Source organism: Microbacterium sp. AC035, assembly GCF_979258485.1.
This window is the reverse complement of the sequence record NZ_OZ409858.1, coordinates 1,344,883-1,363,415: the sequence shown is the minus strand read 5'-3', so window position 1 is coordinate 1,363,415 and position 18,533 is coordinate 1,344,883. Positions and strand designations below refer to the sequence as shown.

15 protein-coding genes and 1 tRNA gene are annotated in these 18,533 nt (G+C 62.9%); 3 read left to right on the top strand and 13 right to left on the bottom strand.

The features are described 5' to 3' along the window. The first annotated feature begins 58 nt into the window (after positions 1 to 58). Complete coding sequence (locus tag ACZ0AA_RS06620; RefSeq protein ID WP_463512466.1) at positions 59 to 1,036, top strand: NUDIX domain-containing protein; 978 nt, start codon at positions 59 to 61, stop codon at positions 1,034 to 1,036. Positions 1,037 to 1,180: 144 nt separating this feature from the next. Here the strand turns inward: ACZ0AA_RS06620 and ACZ0AA_RS06615 are convergent, their stop codons facing one another. From ACZ0AA_RS06615 to ACZ0AA_RS06590, 6 genes are read right to left on the bottom strand one after another with little or no spacing between them, the layout of a single operon-like run. Continuing rightward, entirely contained in the window at positions 1,181 to 2,638 is a 1,458-nt protein-coding gene (locus ACZ0AA_RS06615; RefSeq protein WP_463512465.1) for an HNH endonuclease signature motif containing protein, read from the bottom strand. Between the two features lie 38 nt (positions 2,639 to 2,676). Further along, positions 2,677 to 3,063, bottom strand: coding sequence for an RNA-binding S4 domain-containing protein (locus tag ACZ0AA_RS06610; RefSeq protein WP_463512464.1), 387 nt, complete (start codon positions 3,061 to 3,063; stop codon positions 2,677 to 2,679). Beyond that, positions 3,063 to 3,731: a lysoplasmalogenase family protein gene (locus ACZ0AA_RS06605; protein WP_463512463.1), complete on the bottom strand. Its 669-nt coding sequence runs from the start codon at positions 3,729 to 3,731 to the stop codon at positions 3,063 to 3,065. The genes ACZ0AA_RS06610 and ACZ0AA_RS06605 overlap by 1 nt, the downstream gene beginning before the upstream one ends. 39 nt (positions 3,732 to 3,770) lie before the next feature. Continuing rightward, a complete protein-coding gene (locus tag ACZ0AA_RS06600; RefSeq protein ID WP_463512462.1) occupies positions 3,771 to 4,226 on the bottom strand; it encodes a hypothetical protein in 456 nt (151 codons plus the stop codon). Positions 4,227 to 4,245: 19 nt separating this feature from the next. Next, positions 4,246 to 4,443 (bottom strand): helix-hairpin-helix domain-containing protein, encoded by a 198-nt coding sequence (locus ACZ0AA_RS06595; protein ID WP_400859611.1) that lies wholly within the window; start codon positions 4,441 to 4,443, stop codon positions 4,246 to 4,248. Beyond that, positions 4,440 to 5,024, bottom strand: coding sequence for a GNAT family N-acetyltransferase (locus tag ACZ0AA_RS06590; RefSeq protein ID WP_463512461.1), 585 nt, complete (start codon positions 5,022 to 5,024; stop codon positions 4,440 to 4,442). The genes ACZ0AA_RS06595 and ACZ0AA_RS06590 overlap by 4 nt, the downstream gene beginning before the upstream one ends. A 118-nt stretch (positions 5,025 to 5,142) precedes the next feature. Between ACZ0AA_RS06590 and ACZ0AA_RS06585 the strand changes: the two genes are divergently transcribed. After that, a tRNA-Pro gene (locus tag ACZ0AA_RS06585) sits at positions 5,143 to 5,216 on the top strand. A 129-nt stretch (positions 5,217 to 5,345) separates the two neighbouring features. Here ACZ0AA_RS06585 and ACZ0AA_RS06580 read toward each other — a convergent pair. The 7 genes from ACZ0AA_RS06580 to ACZ0AA_RS06550 form a co-directional block, all read right to left on the bottom strand. After that, complete coding sequence (locus ACZ0AA_RS06580; protein ID WP_463512460.1) at positions 5,346 to 5,474, bottom strand: hypothetical protein; 129 nt, start codon at positions 5,472 to 5,474, stop codon at positions 5,346 to 5,348. Then, positions 5,416 to 6,048: a site-specific integrase gene (locus ACZ0AA_RS06575; protein ID WP_463513861.1), complete on the bottom strand. Its 633-nt coding sequence runs from the start codon at positions 6,046 to 6,048 to the stop codon at positions 5,416 to 5,418. The genes ACZ0AA_RS06580 and ACZ0AA_RS06575 overlap by 59 nt, the downstream gene beginning before the upstream one ends. A 686-nt stretch (positions 6,049 to 6,734) precedes the next feature. After that, positions 6,735 to 7,922, bottom strand: coding sequence for a hypothetical protein (locus tag ACZ0AA_RS06570; RefSeq protein WP_463512459.1), 1,188 nt, complete (start codon positions 7,920 to 7,922; stop codon positions 6,735 to 6,737). Between the two features lie 35 nt (positions 7,923 to 7,957). Further along, entirely contained in the window at positions 7,958 to 10,180 is a 2,223-nt protein-coding gene (locus tag ACZ0AA_RS06565; protein ID WP_463512458.1) for a KAP family P-loop NTPase fold protein, read from the bottom strand. A gap of 168 nt (positions 10,181 to 10,348) precedes the next feature. Further along, on the bottom strand, positions 10,349 to 11,587 hold the full coding sequence (locus ACZ0AA_RS06560; RefSeq protein ID WP_463512457.1) for an AlbA family DNA-binding domain-containing protein: 1,239 nt from the start codon (positions 11,585 to 11,587) through the stop codon (positions 10,349 to 10,351). 48 nt (positions 11,588 to 11,635) lie between these two features. Next, positions 11,636 to 13,243 carry an SIR2 family protein gene (locus ACZ0AA_RS06555; protein ID WP_463512456.1) on the bottom strand — a complete coding sequence of 536 codons (1,608 nt, stop codon included), beginning with the start codon at positions 13,241 to 13,243 and terminating at the stop codon, positions 11,636 to 11,638. A gap of 780 nt (positions 13,244 to 14,023) precedes the next feature. Beyond that, positions 14,024 to 14,479 carry a hypothetical protein gene (locus tag ACZ0AA_RS06550; protein ID WP_463512455.1) on the bottom strand — a complete coding sequence of 152 codons (456 nt, stop codon included), beginning with the start codon at positions 14,477 to 14,479 and terminating at the stop codon, positions 14,024 to 14,026. 235 nt (positions 14,480 to 14,714) lie between these two features. On the opposite strand from ACZ0AA_RS06550, the gene ACZ0AA_RS06545 reads away from it, so the two are divergent. Beyond that, positions 14,715 to 18,269 (top strand): SIR2 family protein, encoded by a 3,555-nt coding sequence (locus ACZ0AA_RS06545; RefSeq protein ID WP_463512454.1) that lies wholly within the window; start codon positions 14,715 to 14,717, stop codon positions 18,267 to 18,269. Positions 18,270 to 18,533: the final 264 nt, after the last annotated feature.

The following is an 18,533-nucleotide window of genomic DNA, read 5'->3' as shown; positions in this document are numbered from 1 at the left end:
GTTGCCTCGTGTGACCCGGATGCGTGCCGATCCCCTGATGCTGTGACAGGCTGAAGGGGTGACTGTCGTACCTCCCGCCGCAGGCGAGCCCCGCCGCCCCGATGGGCCCCGGAACCCTGGAGACGCCTGGGTGATCGCCCCGTCGGGAGAGAAGTACTGGGGGCGTTTCGGCGCCGCGGGCCTGCTGGCGTTCGACCCCGACCGTGGAATCCTGCTGCAGCACCGCGTCTCATGGAGCCACTTCGGCGGCACCTGGGGACTGCCCGGCGGTGCGATGCACGAGGACGAGAGCGCGATCGTCGGCGCTGTGCGTGAGGCGCAGGAGGAAGCGGGGGTGCCCGATGGTTCCGTGCGACCGCGGTTCACCAGTGTGCTCGATCTCGATGTGTGGTCGTACACGACCGTCATCGCCGACGTGGTGCGCCCGTTCGAACCGGTGATCAGCGACCCGGAGAGCGTGGCACTCGAATGGGTGCCGGTGGACGAGGTCGACTCTCGACCTCTGCACCCCGGTTTCGGCGGCGCCTGGCCGGCGCTTCGTGCCCTCCTCGAGGTTCGTCCTTCGCTCGTCGTCGATGCCGCGAACGTGGTCGGCTCAGTGCCGGACGGGTGGTGGAAGGATCGCGCGGGTGCGGCAAGTCGTCTCGCTTCGCGGCTCGAGGGTCTCGCCGTGCCTGCGTCAGACCTCGGGCTGAGGGGAACCCTCTGGTTCCCGCAGATCGCCCTCGTCGTCGAGGGGCAGGCGCGCGGGATCTCCACGCCGTCGTCATCGTCATCGTCTGGTGCTGGTGCTGGTGCTGGTGCTGGTGCTGGTGCTGGTGCGGAGGCCCCCGAACTGCTTCCAGCGGGAGGGGTGTCGATTGTGCGCGCAGACGCGACAGGCGACGATGCGATCGTCACCGAGGTCGAGCGAAGATCTCGCGCGGGACAACACGTCGTCGCCGTCACGAGCGACCGCGAGCTGAAGAACCGTGTCGTCGCGGCCGGCGCCGCGCACGTGCTCTCCGCCGGCTGGCTGTTGGGTGTGCTGCCGTAGCAGGCTTGACCGCCTGCAACTGTGATGGCTCCCGTAGGGGCGGCTGCAGCCGCAACCGCTCCCGCCGAGACGGTTCTCCAGTCGCAACAGCTGCGGGCGTGACGGCGCTCGCTGGATGGCTCCACACGGAGCGCGTCGTCGCGATCAGACGAACATGACCCGTCGACGAGGCGGGTCTGCGTAGTCTCTGCCGAGCGGACTGGTCCAAGTAACAGTTCCATCGGGAGTCTGACGGGCCGTCCACCGATGCCGTTCATCGATGTCGGGGTGTTTGAGTGAGTGGTGGGTGGTGCAGAAGTGGCTGAGGTTGTCGATGCGTGTCCGTCCGCCGCGAGCGTGGTCATGGTTGTGGTCGATCTCGCAGCGGTGCACCGGCATCCTGCACCCGGGGAACCTGCAGTGTTCGTCTCGCGCTCGAAGGAAGCGTTTCATCTGCGCTGTGGGGGAGTAGGAATCGGTCTCTGTCACCAGGCCGCTCGCATCGAGGAAAAGGCGCGACCATCCGGTGCAGTGCCCCGCGAGTCTGCGCGCGACATCGGGATCGAGTGGTCCGTGTCCGTCGAGCTCGGCGGGGCGGTCGTCATCTCCGGCGAGAGTGCTCGCAGCGACCGTAACCTGAATGCGGGCCGAGACATTCTCGAGTCCTGTGCCGTTCGCTCGGCTCGGATCAGAGGAGAGCAGCAGATCGGACAACAGATCGGCGCGGATCTGATCGAACGTGCGGGTATCGCCGGCGAGGTGCTCGATGTCGGGACTCGCCGGGTCGGTCATCGGATCGATCAGGTCGGCGAGCGGATCGGTGACGAAGGTGCCGTCGGCGGCGATCACTCCGGTCTCGAAGTACGCGTCGTACCGGGGATCTTCGGGGGAGAGATCGGAGAGGCGGAGGGAGGCCTCGGACTCGTCGTCGAGCGGCGCGAGGATCGGCTCCCGCTCGTCGCGGGTGTGGGCGATGTGTCGAGCCATTCGCGTGAGGCGATCGGAGATCGCCACGGCGACCCACTCAGGCAGAATCGCCGTGAGAGCAGCCAGGCCATCGCCGACCGACCTGACGGTGACACAGCGTTCGGCCGTCGCGCGCCGCTGGGTCTCGACGACGGTCTCGCCCACGAGACGGGCCGCGACCTTGCGAGCGTGGGGCTTCGTGCGCGACGCGGTGTCCTGCTCGGCGACAACGATCACTGCGGCCTCGTAGAGTCCCATCGTCGCGGCTTCCACGCGTCCGTCGCGGATCGCATCGTCGACGATCTCGCTGGCTCGTACGATCTCACGCGCATGGTGCGCACTGATCGAGCCCGCCGCAAAGGAGGCGAACACGGCAGGCAGTGCCCGTGACAGGGTGCGCGCATCGGTGAACGCGTACTCGACGGAACCCTTCGGGATATGCCCCGTCGCGGAGTACTCCGCGATCATCGAGCGATAGATCGCGTCACGGTGGTGGGGGCTCTCGGAGACGTCGGTGTCGTGCACGCGGATGCGCTCGACGAGGAGCGCGTACGACTCGGCTTCGAGGGCCGCGATCTGGCGCCGCGTGGCGAGCCAGTCATCGAGCAGGCGGCGGCGCTCCTCAAGATCGAGGTCGAGATCAGTGCGCTGAGCCATATCCTCAGTGTAGAAGATATGTTCGAATCAGACCAGCGTCAGCCCTGGAATATGCCGTCATCCTCGTATCCTCGACCCCGCAGCTTGTCGATGTCGCGTCGCTCGCGTTTAGTGGGTCGACCCGCACCTCGATCACGCAGTCCGAGAGCGGCCTGAGGCTCGCGTTCCGGTGTGCGGTCCTCATAGGCGAGTGCCGCGACCGGCGCGGCGACGCGTTTGACGAGCAGCTGGCGAACGATGAGGATCCGATCGAAACCGGCGATCCGCACACGAAGCTCGTCACCGATCCGCACGTGCTGTGCGGCCTTCACCTTGTCTCCGTTCACGCGCACATGCCCTGCGCGGCATGCAGTCGTGGCGGCCGAGCGCGTCTTGTAGACGCGGATCGCCCAGAGCCAGCTGTCTACCCGTGCGGCATCGGCCATCAGGCACCTCGCTTTCTCAGCGTGATCAGGGCGCCGGCGATGATCAGGCCCTGACCGACCGTGTAGGTGGCCATGATGGTCGGGCTGCCCCAGGCCGGGAGCGAGCCCGGAAGGAAGAGCCGGAGTGCCAGCAGGGTGTCACTGGCGAGGAAGAAGGCGCCTCCGATCGCAATGAGCGGATGGCAGCGAGTGGAGAATGCCGCGGTGGCACCGAGGACAAGGCCATAGATCGCGACGGCGATCAGCAGACCGCCGGCATGCGGCCCCACGAAGGTCACCATCGCCACCCACCATGCGGCGTAGACCAGCGCCCACCAGGGCATCCGGCGCAGGGCGAGGTGGCGGACGAAGAGGGTGATGTATGCCAGATGCGCGATGCCGAAGAACATCAGCATGAGTGGCACCTCCGGCGCGGCCGGGAAGAGTGCGCCCGCGCTGTCGCCGAGCCACGAGAACGCTATCGCCGCGAGAATCAGCGCCCCTGCCGTGCGCTTTCGAATCTGACGAAGCGACACCAGCACCGGCACCGCGAGCATCGGCATGAGCAGCAGTTTGGTGGGTCCGGCCGCGGGGCTGTCGAGGCCGAGCAGTGTCACATGGATCACCGAGACCGCGATGTAGGGCAGGAATGCCCACACGAGCGGGTCAGGCTGACGGCGGCGCTGCATCTCCCCATCGTAAGCGGGACTGAACCGCGCCCTTCTCGCTCAGGACTCGACGGTGACCTGCGTGATCTGACCGTCGGTGCCGAGGTGCACGGCGGGCCAGTATCCCTCGGGGAAATGCTGGCCGCAGGTGTCGATGAGGTGGAGTATGACGGTGCCGTCGGATGAGGCCTCGAGCGTCTCGAGGCTGAGGTCGGTCGCCGCGTCATCGAGCTCGTGCTGCTCGGGGGTGACGCTGCTGAACGCCGCCACGACCGCATCCGTGGCCAATCGCCGCAGAACGCTGAGAGCGGCAATGGTCTGATGGACGTGGGGGAGCAGAGTGGACGCCTCATCGACGTCTGTCCCTTCGATCATGAGATCGAGGGGTTCGCCGTTGACCACCGTGCCGCCGGCGTACCAGTCGTGGGTCAGAACGGTCCCGTCAGACAGCTCCGTCGTCGCGCGCACGAGGGTGCCCAGCTCGGGATCTTCGATGGTGGGGTTCTCGTCGCTCATGTCACCACGCTAGCGGTCATCACGGTTCGAGAGCCGAGCCGAGCGACTCGAGGTGTTCGCGCAGGATGCGGACGGCTTTCGGCCCCACTCCGTGAATTGCGAGGAGTGCACGCTCTGACGCTCCGTCGAACTGGTCGAGACGAGTGAGCCCCTGCTGAGCCAGCGCCCTACGTGCGACGGTGCCCATGGATGTCGGCAGCTCTGTCTCTTCGCTCACGTGGAGAGCTCCACTGCGACGAGAGTGCGTCCTGGCTTCATCTCGGCCCTCTCTTCGAAGCCTGCTGCCAGGAACGTGGTGAGTAGGCCGTGGAACAGGTCGTTCGTGCGCTTCTTCTCGCCGCGGGTGTCTACGGGGTAGCCCTCGATGAGTCGGGCCCCTGAGCTTCGCGCGAATTCGACGGCAGCGCGCAGCAGTTCGAGGTTGAGGCCCGAGCCTCGGTGTTCGCGACGGACCACGAAACACGTGACGGCCCACACCGAGTCGTCGTCGAAAGGCTCTGAGGAGGCTGCCGCGATCATGCGCGTGCGCGCCACCCGCTGCTGCTTCGTGCGAGGCCCGATCCGGATCCACCCGGCGGCAGCGCCGTCGACATACGCGATCAGACCGGGCGGAGGGCCTGCGTCGATCTCGTCGCGCAGCATCTCAGTGCGTTGCGGCGTGGTCGTCGCATCCCAGTCCTTGTTGCTCAGCATCGGCCAGATGCACTGGCAACTGGCGCCATCGCCCCCGCCGGTGAGAGCACTCTGAACGTCGTGCCATCGGGCGGTCGTCGCCACCTCTGTCGTGATCGTCGCCATGCAGGTGACGGTACGCCGCGCCTCCGACACCACGCAACGCCCGGGGCTCACGCGGTTCGCGGAGGGCGGGCGTGTAGGGCTAAGATGGGGGAGTTGCCTGCGCGAGAGTGCAGAACAACGGGCTGTGGCGCAGCTTGGTAGCGCACTTGACTGGGGGTCAAGGGGTCGCAGGTTCAAATCCTGTCAGCCCGACCGAAGAGAAAATACCCGATCAGAAGGTATTTTCAAGAGGTCGTGAGATCGGCGTTCGCGTCGGTCTAGCACCCAAAATTGTACCCGCTGAACCCCTTGACCCGACATGGTCAAGGGGTTCAGGCGTTCCTAGCTGCTCACCGCGGCCTCCCGAAGGTGCTCATTCATCCGTGCCCCGGCGTTCTGCAGTGCCGTGTTGTCAGTGTGGAGGTACGCACGCGTCGTCTCGACCGATGCGTGCCCGAGGATGTCGCTCACGACGTGAATCGGGATGCCCGCGCTCGCGAACCAAGTTGCCCCCCGCATGCCGGAGGTCGTGACGGCGCAACCCTGGCAACCCCAGCGATGCAACCAGCTCATCCCAGCTGGTTGCGTCACGCAATGCTGCAGTGGTGATGACACCGCCACGCGGCCCGCGCAACAATGGCAGGTTGCGTGCCCGTTGCATCGTGAGTCTGCGCAACACTGGTTCGAGCGGCTCAATGATCGGCACTCGGCGCGCCCGACTCCCCTTCGGAGGCTTGATACTCAGGCCACCAGCACCCGGGAAGCACTGTCGTTCGATCGTGACCATCTTGTTCTTCCAATCGACATCGCCGACGACGAGCCCGCCTACTTCCGAACTGCGCGCAGCGAGGAACGCGCTGAGCATGACGTGGTCGCCGTAGCTTCGGTGGATGTCAGCGCAGGCCGCAGCGATCCGCGCGACATCATCGGGCGCCGGAATCAGCTTCGCGTGCGGAAGCTCCGTGTTCGGGCGATAGCGCCTGTCGGCGCGGTCGCGCACGGGATTGCGAGTGAGGAGGTCATCGCGCACCGCTTCGTCGAGCACCCGCGTCAGCGGCGATCGTGTTCTTGAGCGTGGAGCGGGAATGGACCGTCTCCCAGCTGTCGATGGCTCGGTCTACGAGCCCGGTTGTGATCCCACGGACGCGGATATGGCCCAGCATTGGCAGGACTCTGAGGTGGAGTCCGGCTCGGTATCCGGATGCGGTCGAAGTCGGATCGACACCGCGAAGGAACCGGTTGCCGATCGAATGCGCGTAGTCGCTCAGAGTGATGAGTGGATCGACGGTACGGTTCGAACTCGCTCGCATGAATTCGAAGAACTCTCGAGCGGCGATGTCATCATCGACCGTGACAGAGCGACTTCCGCGTTCCCGCGAAAACGGATCAGTCCAGCGGACCCGGGCGCGGATCCGGGAACCGCGGCGGAGGGTGTCGAGGTGGAGGCGAACTCCGAACGGTGGCAAGGGGGTGTGATGAACCGTCATCCGATCGAGGATCTCGCACTGTCGCTGCGGACCTAAAGTTCTCTGTGGGCAGGCAGTTATCTGACTGCGTGACACGTGCAGGCGGCCGAGTACCTGCAACTCAGCGGGGGAGAGAAAACCAGGATCACTGCGAGCCGAGCATTCTTACCAGCCGTCGTGATCATGACCGCATGCTGCCGCCAGCGCAGTGCGCAACTTCACGGTGTTAGACGGGATTGAACTACCTGGTTGGCTAGTTGCGTGTCTACCCGACAGACTTGACGCGGGAGTTCGGCATGAGGAACTCCCGACCTGAAGCATCGACCAATCGCATGGAAGCGCCCCGTAACCGGTCGTCGTACGGCAGCGGCTCGGGTGTCTTGAGGTGGTACTCGCCGTCATTGGGGCCGAGCTCTTCCCAGCCCGTCAGAGCCGCGACATCGCCCACGCTCGATGTGATGTCATCAAGGATCTCAGGAAGGCTGTGGAGCTTTGCGACAACGCTCGTGTCGTGCCGTGTGCTGGCGCCGGTGCGGCGTAGAAGATCGGCTGCATCCTTGTCGGTGACGACGACGTGACAGTAGGGGACGGCAAGGCTGAGTGCGTCGATATCTCGAAGCATGTTCCAAGACCACCTCCGTCCCTTGTTCCAGAAGAGCAGCGCTTTCATATCCGCGGAAATCCGGGCTGTGGGGACACGTTCCATGAACGCGACGGCTTTCGCGCGGCTCGCCATACCGGTTCTGCCACCGGTGATCATCGACAGCGTAAGCCGGTACTCCGCAAAAATGTCGTTGAGCAGATCGGTGTACTCGTGATAGATCTCGCGTGCCATCACAAGGGCGCGTAGCTCGTCCGCATCGGGACTGCGGTCGGCAAGCTGCTCTGAGAGCCACTGCTCGTACTCGACGCGACTGCCGGGACGGTTCTCGAGGTCGCGAGGGGCGACGTATCCGAGATCAACGAGACCCGGTAGATCGTCGGGCAAAGGCCCGGTGAATACTGCAGCCTCGGCGTACTCGTTGAGATGTCGCAGGCGCGTCCTGTCGACATCGATCACCTGGCCTTCATCGTTCACGACTTTGAAGAAGGCCTGCACACCGCTGAACGCCCAATGGACGCCAACGCCGAGGACCTTGGGTCGCGGCGGGCGGAATGCGGGGCGTCCGAGCGTCTCGTGAAGCGCAGCAAGGAACTGATGTCGCATGAGGACGGGCTGCGCCCGGATCGTTTGCATGAGCGAGATCGGCGCGACCACATCGGTGAGGTCCTTCCGCTGTCGCCAGTCCAGGATGCGCGCGGTTTCCTCGTAGTGGGTCGCTGACAGCGGAAAGTGGACGCCCTTCGCGGCAGCGGCGCGTATTGCATCCAGTACTCGCTGATCCTCATTGTGCTGGGGGCGTCCGACGTTCGCGCGAGCGAGTCGAATCCATACCCACTGATCGAGGTACACGGCTGGACGTGAGAGCTTCAACCCAACTTTGGACACTACTCGTCACCCTGTTTCTCGTCACCCTGTTTCGGCGTAGAGGAGTCTCGGTCGAGCTGCAGACGAGTAAGGGACGACAAGGCGACAGCTCGTCGATTCTCAGGGTTGTCTTCGAGTCTCCTGCGGTCCGCTTCTTCAAGCAGCGGGCTTGGGAGCAGGCCTCTGAGGGCATGCAAGACCGCATCCACGCCGAACAAGCGATCGACGATCTGCAGATCCAGATTGCCGAGAGTCCAGGGCGCGCCAGGCACGCCCATGATTCGCTGTCGGGACACGAATCTGGCGACGACATCGAGGCGTGGCCATTTGCCAGGGTCGATGCGGGCCCGCAACCACGACCTTGCTCCGTCAAGATCGATGATCTGCCAATCCCAGATCAGTGACCAGAGCTCCGCAGGGACGTTGAAGATTTCATCCTCGTTGTACTGGCTGAGCGTAGCTCGCACGGCGGAGCTGAACTGGTGTTTGGCGCTCTCGAATGCTGTTAGTCGATCCCACGATGGGCGTCTCTCAGCTTCTTGGGCAGCGTGCGAGATGAGATAGGACGCGAGAGAAAGCCCGCCCTCAGTGTGAGCGAGAGTCGCGATGGCAACAGCAGGCTCATCGGCTGGCAGGAGCAGATAGATCTGCTGCGCGATCCATCGTGACTGAATGTCCGGCGTCAGCATTCCGTCGTCGTCCGGGAGCTCGTTGCGGTGCTTCGCGATCCAGCGCAAGAGTTCGACGCCGCCGGCCCGCTCGTTTTCAAAGGCGTGGAGTATCTTGCTTAGCGCGAGATTTAGGTTACTGACGTCGTCGGCAATCTTGCCCTCGATCAGTGCCAGCTCCGTGCCGTGCTCGCCTGCACGCAGCTGTCGATATGCGTTGGTCGCGTCGGCGTCGGACACATCCTCCGGAGGGACTCCGAAGGCGAAGTAACGATCGAAATAGTCGGGATGATGAACACGCCCGGCCGTCGGCTGCCGCCTCGAGCGGTCGGGATCTTCCCGAGTCCAGTGAGCCTCGAAGCGGGGGAACAGAAGCCCCACCATGTCGGCCACGCCCTCCATGTGGATGAGGGACACTCGTGCCATCTCTAGCCGGATTCGCCAGTAATCGCGAGATCCCTCCTTGTCGGGCGTGCCGAACAAGTCGGCCGTCTCAATGTTCCTGACTTCGCCGAGTAGCGCCGAACGTTCTCTTGCGAGCAAGTCGTACACCAGCGGCTCCGCGGTACGGAGCCACGTCAGCACGAGGAAGTCCACCACGTCGACTTCGGCATGGACGGCATCGAGAAACGCATCCACCTGGCTGAAGTATCGCTTCACCGCTCGCGGCGTGGCGAGACGGTCGCGAAGATGCCCGAGGAATGCATGCGCGAGGCGCCTTCGGGCCGCACTGTCCAACGCGAAGTCCAGCCGCTGCTGAAGTTCCGACAGCTCCTGCTCGATCCACTTATCGAGCTGCCCCTGCCGGACAGGTGGCAGGTCCAACCGCACTTGGATCATCTTCTCCAGGTAGTCGACGCCGCGTCGGGAGTCGACGCCGACCAAACCGGTCCTGCTAAGGCTGTCGAGCAGTGTGTCCTCGTCGTAGGCGACGAGATAGTAAACGTGTGGCAGTCGTCCCACCAACCGGATGAGCTTGAGCGTCAGGAGGAGCTCATCGGGTGCAAGGCGATCAAGGTCATCGAGAACCATCAGAACTGGCCGATCGAGGTCACGTAGCGAGTCCTCGAGCTTGGTTCGAGTCTTCGCGAGGCTCTGATCCGGCGAGATGAAGTCGCTGAGCGCCTGCACTGACTTGGAAGCATCGATCCCGCCGAACAGGGTCGCGATCGAGGTGAGTGGAGCGACAGCCCTGCCGAAGGTGGCCAAGGATTGGCGAACCGCATCCACCTTGCTTCCCCGTGACGGGAGAGCAGCACTCAGCTCGCGGAAGAAACCTGCCTGGAGTGTATCGAGATCCTGGAAGAACCAGGGGTTGAAGTCGGCGATGATCCAGCCGGATGATGCGTGCTCGTTCTTTGCCCTGAGCGAAGACTTGATCATATTGAGCGCGCTGCTCTTGCCGGATCCCCACGGGCCTATGAGCGCAACAACCGAAGACGCCTCGGATGCTGCCACTGCCTTCAGGATCGAAACGGCTGAAGACACGAAGTGGTGCCGTCCAAGGTGGTCAGCGGCGACATCATTGCCTGACAGCGGGTCATCATTGAGATCGCGTGCGGAGAGTTGGGTCACGTTCCTATGTTGTCGGAAGGCACCGACATCTCCGACTGTCGAGACCGCGACTCTTTCGTCGTTATCGAAACCAAGGCGGTGCGCACACACGGTGGTCGGGGTTACTGCTCAGACGGTCGATTCGTTCCCCCGTTTATCTGCTGCCTCAACTTTGGCGACTACGCGGTCCTAGCTCTGAGGAGCTGACACAACGTGGAGATGTGTGATCCCGCCCTGGTTTACACAGTCCTCCGCGAGTCGGTACACGTCTTCGTGGAAAGCGTCGGCAGGGCCGGTGGCGTAAATGGTCGTTCGGACTGGTGTGTACTTTCGTAGCGGAGTGGAGGTGCCATCGTAGGTCTGACCGCTCCAATCGACGGTCAGGATCTGAAGCGCTTCTCTTCCGCCCCATTCGATACCAACACGCACTTCGTACTCTTCGACAGAACGAACCTCAGCTGTTGCGCGAACCAAGGCACTGAAGTCAGCTACGCAACACTCGATTCCGCGACTTTCGACCTGCCATCCATGGTGGAATCCATCCGTGCTCATTCGATGTCCGCCGACTGCCGCTGCGAGCATGACGGACCCGTCATGATGAATTTCTGCCCAAGCTTCCTTCCAAATCTCTCGTTCACCTGTCGCAGCATTTACGGCGCCCCACCGACGAAGGCCCGGCCGAGGGTTGAGCGCTTCCATGTTCTCGAACGGATGGACTCCGTTCCGACTCGAGTAGGTCAGGGTGATCGCTTCTGCACGGCTGAAAATGTTGCTCGCCTGTGCGCGGTCAGGGCGTGACGTGAGATCCGGGATGCGTGGATGCGCAATTGCTACTAGCCATGCTCGCTTTTCGCTATCCCGTCCCGCTGCCGCTTCCTCGTAGAGTGAGTCCACGGCATCCGATGTCCGTCGTCGTTCGTCGAAGCGTGCCCGGTACATCGTTTCGATCTGACGCTCCTTCATCCATGCCGTATCGGCATCGTTGCGGATGGGCGCCCCGAACAGGTCGTTCTTGTAGATCAAGTGTGGTCCATCGACGCTTGCAGGCACCTCGACCGCCACAGCACGGACATCCGTCCCCAAGCGATGAATGATCAACCCGAAGATTGGCGGCGAGATGGCGGTGACTGCGGCGCTCCGGTATGCGCGCTCATACCGCTCGGTGAAGTCCCCGGCGTCCTTCCTCCCAGTCGCAGCCTTCTCCACCTCTTCGACCCCGTACACGATCATCCCGCCACCACTGTTCGCCATTGCCGCGATGTCCTTCGGGATGTCCGTCTGCGAGATCCCATTCACCGGGGGGAGCTCTGACTTCCAATCCAGGTCGTCAGTCTCTGCGATGCCGGCGCTGATCGCTGCGTCGAGGATGTCGTCAGTGAACGGGCCCGGCGCCAATCCCAGCGCTCGATGCAGCGGAGTAAAGGTCATGCGCTAAGACTATTGTCCGAGCAGCACAAGGGTCCGAGGGGGAGTGGCCTACCAGCGCTTGTAGCGGCTGATCACCTCACGATGCCTTTCAACGACATCGTTAAGCTGATCAGTCCCGCCTAGGAATTGGGACCAGGGTTGCGATCGGGATCGTTCTATCTGCCTTCGGAACGTCCTTTCAACCAGGGGAACCCCGTCGAACCCCCATGCTCGTTCGCCTACATACTCACCACTGATTGCTCTCAGGAAGAGGTTGGGCGTCAACTGCTCCTGGATCAGACCCAAACGGTACTCGAAGCCATGGTAAGCGGCCCGATAGTCGTCGAAGCTGGGATATGACTCTGCGAAGTACCGCCAGAGGTCGGTCACGAACATGTGGCTCGCTGGATAGGTCCATCGAGTCCCCTCCCACCTCGGGAGCGCGTTCACCCAATCGTCGCTTGTGAGTCGGAGGTAGTGCAGGAGATGCGCCGCGGGGAACACATGCTCCTCGCCAGGTCGCGGGCGCCCCTCCACTTCCGTCGCAAGTCGGATGAGCAGACCTTCGCGGTCTCGCCGCATCGCAGTAATTCCGCAGATGGCAAGCGCGGCAAATGCGGGCAACAGCCGCGCTGGATAGAGAGCGTCATTCCATCCCTGGGAAGGGACAGCCGTTCCGGCATCGACCAGCCGCTGCAGGACATCGACCCAGAGCTGATCGTGCGCCCCTTCGGGATCATGCCATACGCCAGCCTCCAGCAGCGGTGCGAGCTGCTCTATTGATGAGAAGTAACCCTCATAGGTGTCCTGGAGGTCCTGCCACTGCAGCGGGCCATCCGAGTTGATGGGTGAGGCGGCAATGTGTTCGACTACCGTGTCCACCTGACGCATGACGAGGTCGTGTAAATCGATTCGTCTGACGGGGTCCGCGAGATACCGCTTGAGTCGCGCGAGCGCCAGCGCAGCAGACAATGGTGGTGCTGAGAGCCGATCAAGCGCGTTGATATCTCCCGCAAGCTCGGAGAAGAACTCATCTGCGCTCGACGCCGGTATGATGGTGCCCGATCGAGCCGCAAGGAGGCGTTGGGCGTTGTCTCCCTTGCTGCTGCGCGCGTCCCAGTAGAGCGGGTACCGGCGGTTCGGGGTTCGTTCAAGTGCGGAGACGAGGGCCGTATCCCAGTCCGCTGACCAACCTGAGACGATGATCCCGTACTCGTCGAAGACTTGGCTGAGAAGGGCGTTCCACTCCGCTGGGTAGGAGTTGAGCTCGTCAGGGGTATTACGGCTGCCGAGGTCCTTATAGTCGCCGTGGAGTTTGATGATTGTGGCGGGGGAGTGAACAAGTGGTGCCATGCCGTTGACGGCCTCGGGGCGGGCGATCACCTGCGGCGTCACTCCCTGTGCTTCGAGGGCACGCTCCATGAGCCGGTCGAAGTTCGTTGTGATGATGACCCGTACCAGCCCGTTCTTCACCAGCTTGGCCAGCGATTCGTGCGCCTTGGTCGGCTGCTTGAGTCCTTCCTCCCGTTCGTCCTCATCGGGTTCGAAGAAGTCGGCGAGGAGACCTTGACGCGCGGCGGCCGTTGGCGCGAGCTGTTGCAAGAGCGTCGAGTAGCCGAGTTTGCCCTCCGCATTCTCGGCCCACCAGGCTTCGGGGTCACCCCACGCAGTGTCCACCGCTGATGAGTCTCCGCCATCCGCGGCAGCAATCCGCCGCACCAACTCGCGAACGACACCCCAGCCGGTTGGGATGCCGGCAGCTGTCGAAACCCCCGAGCCGAGGAGGACAGCGTACACGCCGGGTTGAGCGTGCATCGATGTCGCCAGCGATACGAGTGGGGATAGCGTGGTTGACATGTGACCTCCAATGCACAGTATGGCAACAAGGTGGGACAACGACTCGAGAAACGCATTGTCAGGAACTGGTGCGCCCCTTCCGAATGACGGTTCGGAAGGGGGCGCGGATTCTTGGCATCCGTGGCACTCAGCTGCTGTGTTCTTTAGTCGTAAGAGATGAAGACCAATTTGACGACGGCTCGCTCACTCAGCCATAGATCGTCGCGCGCGTACGTCAGGCCGATCGATGGTTCGGGGGCAGAGCGGGGACGGACCACGGGCGCATCAGCGCCACTGACGGTGCTGTCGCGGCCGGCTGCGCGAAAAGGGCGGCCCTTGCCAAGTTCCTTCCGCCGCCACAATTGTCTTTGGTCGCGCTGCTACAGCGGGCTCGGGGCAGCGGCGCTCATCGAGTTGGCATCGGGCAGTCAGCAATACTGGGTCAAGCCGCTGAACCGCATCGCAGCCCGGTCATTCAGGTAAACCAGCCTTGAAATCATCGGGGGCGGTCTCGCGCGAGTTTCGAAGGGTCTCTGACACCAGCGCCCGGTATCTGGGGCGTCCGGGTGTCACCAATCTCGAACACTGTCTGGAAGTGTTGGTGCTTGCGACGGATGCTGCTTAGCGAGCTGAGCGAGCTCGTGCGAACATCGGCGCAATGCCTTGTACCCAGCCGGGGACGTCGAGCGCGTCTTGGCCGATGATCTCGATTGGGCTGTTGTTGACGAACCAGTACCACGCTTGGTCTAGCGGTACCCACAGCGGTCGACCGCAGACGTGACCCTTGTACCACTCAGCGCGTCGCTTGAAAGCGGGCGCGGTAGTTGTGAGATCTGCCCAGACCCAGTGAGTGAGGTCCGCGAAGTCGTATGGCAGACCTCGAAACGGGCTCGAATCGTCGACACGCTTCGCACGATGGGTCTTCTCTCCGCGGATGAAGAGAAGCCCGCCGACCTTTTCGCCGGACTCTTGAGCTAGCAGATCATCTTGTGCCAGCGGCTTGTCGTGCGAGCCTGCGGCCAGCCGATTCGTCTCGAATAGGTCGTAGACCGCATCGAGCGCCCAGTTGACCGCCACAGAGACCGCATCGGAGTCGGTCCGGTCGTGCGTCGGAGGTCGCGGACCAGGCCCGAAGCCCACTCGAGCGAGCGCAGGCGGACGCGGTAGATATCGCCGAGTGGCGTGTCCATGAACTCGACGCTGGCTCGTCTCGGATCGACAGATCGAGTCCTTCGGATCAGGGAACGGAAGATACTGCTGCACTTCATTCACACCCGGTGAGATGATCAGACGAGCGACCTTAGGGAGATGTGTGACGACAGAGTGGCAGTCCGACGGGATCGCGGTGCCTGCCGAGCTTGAACGTGCGCTTGAGACAGACACGCTTGTGCTGTTCTGCGGTGCGGGAATCTCCGCAGCTCCTCCGTCCTCTTTGCCTGGGTTTCAAGGCTTGGTCGAGGCGGTGGCCCGCGAGCTCGGCCGCTCGGACCTGCTCCCCGAAGACCCTGATGCCCCTGTTCAGTTCGATGCCGTCATGGGGGAACTCAACGAGCTCCAACACGATGTGCATGCGCGCGTGAGCGCCCGCCTCAGGGGTACGACACAACCGAACTCGTACCATACGGACCTCATTCAGATCTCCCAGAGCCATGCCCGAACTCCGAGGATCGTCACAACCAACTTCGATCTGCTCTTCGAGCACGGTGCTCAAGAGCTCGGCGTATCCCTCCCCGTACACACGGCTCCAGCCTTGCCCCTAGGGAACGACTTCAGTGGCATAGTTCACCTGCACGGAACGATCGACCCTTCAAGCGGTCAACGGATGGTCGTAACGGACGCCGATTTCGGGCAGGCATACATCACAGAGGGCTGGGCTACGCAGTTCCTCACGCGCATGTTCGAGCGATACGTCACGCTCTTCGTCGGCTACAGCGCCGACGACACCGTGATGCGCTACCTCGCACGGGCTTTACCAGCGGACGGAAAGACTCGATTTGCGTTCATGGAGACCGAACAAGCGGACACGATGGCGGCTAGATGGGATCGACTTGGTGCCACCCCCATCGCATATCCCTCTCCGCAAGATGCCCGGCATGCTTCCCTTAAACTCTTCATCGAGAACTGGCGGAAGCGCCTCACCGCCACTCCTGCTGAACGATTCGACCGCGTTCAATCGCTACTTTCAGCTGGGCCAGATAACCCTGACGTGCCAGAACATGAGCTTCTCTGGTTGATGGGCGACACGGAGCACGCACGGCACTTTAGAAACGACGCGGACGCAGCAGCCTGGATCCCGCGACTGGACGGACTCAGCGTGCTCGACGAACTCTTCGACGCCTCTGCACCCGATTCCGACCAGAACTACGGGTGGGCGCAATGGGCGGTTGGCTCGTTCCTGGCGGACCACGGAGCTGCGCTACTCATGGCAGCGGCTCGACATGGCGGGCGATTAGCAAAAGCGCTTTGGTTCCACGTTTGGTTGCAACTCTATGAGGGCTATCAGCCCATCGAGCAGCACAGAAAGTGGCTCCTGCTGCTCGCTGCCGATCAGTCATCTCGCGACGATGAGCGTTTGTCCGGGCTGCTCCATCAGGTAGCCGAGAAGGATCCTCCGGCCGCAGAAGTCTTGCTACATCACATGCTGATCCCGCGGCTGCAGTTCCGTCCTCACAGAGGCTGGCTTGGTGAACAGGACGCGCTCGACACCGACATGGTTCTCACGTGGCGGCAATCGTCGATCCGCGACGCGTGGCCAACATTGCTGCCAAGCCTCACGGATCCTGACCATCTGCTCTCGGTGGTACTCGACCTGATACGAGGAGCTGAGTCGACAGACGCCCTTTTCAGCGGGCGTGAACGTCGCCACTCGCTGTCTACTCGTCGCCAGAAAGTGGACGGGGTCGAGGAGTACGGTCGCGATGACCCCTACGTGCTTGTCGTGGATATCGCTCGCGACCTTCTCCGTGAGTTCGTGCGGCGCGAGGGCACCGACAGAGCGCTCCAGCTCCTGAAGAGTTCATCCGAGTTGATCCGTCGTCTCGCAATCGATGCTCTCGCCGAAGCACACAGCGGGGACGCGGACACGATGTTGAGCCTTCTCATTGAACGCGGCCTCATCTTCGATATTCGATACAAACCCGAGGTATTCCGACTGCTGAAGTCGATGTACCGGCACGCGACGCTGGACGCCAAGGTGGAGCTGTTGGCGCACATCGAGCAAACCGATGCACGCGACAGCGGAAACGACATTCGGGACTACGAGCGATACAACGTACTGGCGTGGCTCAGTGCAGATCAGGCGGATGAGGATCCGGTGCACGAAGTGTTGAGCGCGGCAGAGGCGGCACACCCCGACTATGGTCCACGGGAGCACCCTGACCTCGACTTCTGGGTCAGCGTTGGGGCGTTCGAGGAGTCCACCTCCGAAGCCGAAGGACTATTCCGCGGCAAACTGGTCGGCGACGTGGCTGCGGTGCTCGCGAACGATTCAGCGCTGGACGATGCATACGACAACGGACCGATCCTGCGGGAGCTGCGCGATTATCTCGACCACGAGCCTGGTCACGAGTTGGACCTGCTGGACGAATTCCTCGCTCAGAATCTGTCGTCGGCGGCGGCATGGACTGTGGTGCTGCAAAGCGCTGTGCGGTCGGGATCCACATGGCAGGCGGAGCCCCTCCTGGCGCGGCTCACGCAACTCGCATCAACTATCAACGACATCGCCTATGGAGTCGTATTCTCAATCACGCGACCGTCGAACGAACTCGACAAGCCCCTCGAGAACGCTCTAGAACGATGCCGACTCCTACTGGGCATATGGCGAAACGTCAGCGTCGAGGCATTGGAGGAGCCTCCAACCGATCCATCTGAAGCACACTCCACGGCCCGCGGTGCGCTCGCGTATGCATACGTCGAGACCGCGCTGCGGGCGACCCAGGAGGAGGAACGCCCCGTAGTCGACGCCGAGCTGCTGGCGGGCTTCGAGGAACTCTTGGAGGCACAGGACATTGAGTCCGCCGATCCCAGTCCGATGATGCTGGCCCGGTACGCCGGACATATTGTCGATATGGCTGAGGAATGGTCTGATCGCAATCTGCAACCATTCCTGGCCTCAATCGACGATTCACCTCGTTCGCGAAGCCTCTGGGCCGGAGTTCTAGCAGCCAACTACTTCACCCGCTCCCTGATGACGCGCACGCGAGACGCGCTTCGGATCGGATGGCCGGAGATCGCCCGCTCGCTCCCCGGCTCCGTAGAAGCTTTCATCAAGGTCCACGCGGCGCAGTTCGCGTTCTACACGCCGGCAGGCGAGCACACCTGGGCTGACCCGTTCATCGCTTCTGCACCCGTGACCACCCGTGCGCGCTGGATTCGATCAGTCGCCAGGCATCTTGACGGCAACGATCCAGCGTTCCAAGACCTGCTTTTCGAACTCTGGCAACACAGACTCGACAACCAACCACCGCTGCACGGTGCAGAACAGCGTGCGCTCCTCGACTGGCTGATCCTCCCCAACATTGATCTCGACCGCGCCGTAGACCTGTTCACTCGCGGACCCGCTGTGGCATCCGACGAGCGAGGGTTCGACTACTACGGCCTTGACGACTTCCCTCGGGATAACAACACCGCCCTGCTCAAGGTAGGACTGCATCTCCTGGCGGGGCGACCAAGCCTGCCGCCCTTCCTGAACCTTCTCGTAAAGGCCGCCACGGAGGCGAGCGAACAGGACGCTGAACTCGCGAAAGAAGTATGGAATCGGCTACTTAGCCTGGGTTACAAGCCGGCGCGAGAGCGTCTCGGAACCCGCTTCGGTCTGAACGGTCTTGATGGGTCGACTGGTGAAGCGATCGTGGCTGTCGGTGAGTAGACCACGTCGGAGCCGTGAGTCGCAGCCGACCACGATGCATCTTTCAGCGGCATCAGCCAGCGGCCATGACCGCACTAAGGCGACACGACACGACACGCGGTGGCAAGCGGACCGGGGGCGATATGGTTCGCGAGCATGAGGAAGCGACGCAAAGCGGCACTGGTAGTGCATCTAATCTGAGCGGTTGCGGGGATCGCGAGGCCGATCACGAACCGCGATACCTCGACATCTCCAGGCGTCGCGCTCGGATCGTCCCCGCCGCGT